At 63.2% G+C, this 514-nt stretch carries 1 protein-coding gene; it reads left to right on the forward strand.

What is annotated here, in order from left to right; genetic code table 11:
* Nucleotides 1-513, forward strand: a 513-nt coding sequence (locus ACWTU9_RS33205; protein WP_455862016.1) for an EF-Tu C-terminal domain-related protein, incomplete at its 5' end; no start/stop codon positions are given.
* Nucleotide 514 lies beyond the last annotated feature (1 nt).

Here is a 514-nt window from a genome sequence, read left to right on the forward strand (position 1 = left end):
GGCACGGTCGTGACCGGCCGCGTCGAGCGTGGCGTGGTCAAGGTCGGCGAGGAACTGGAAATCATCGGCATCCGTCCGACGACCAAGACGACCTGCACGGGCGTTGAAATGTTCCGCAAGCTGCTCGATCAGGGCCAGGCTGGCGACAACATCGGCGCGCTGCTGCGCGGCGTTGATCGTGAAGGTGTCGAGCGCGGCCAGGTTCTGGCCAAGCCGGGCACGGTGAAGCCGCACAAGAAGTTCGTGGCCGAAGCCTACATCCTGACCAAGGACGAAGGTGGCCGTCACACGCCGTTCTTCACCAACTACCGTCCGCAGTTCTACTTCCGCACGACCGACGTGACGGGCATCGTGTCGCTGCCGGAAGGCACCGAGATGGTGATGCCGGGCGACAACATCACGGTCGATGTCGAGCTGATCGTGCCGATCGCCATGGAAGAGAAGCTGCGCTTCGCCATCCGTGAAGGCGGCCGCACCGTCGGTGCCGGCATCGTCGTCACCATCAAAGAATAAT

It is taken from the genome of Mesorhizobium sp. 128a (genome assembly GCF_053848025.1).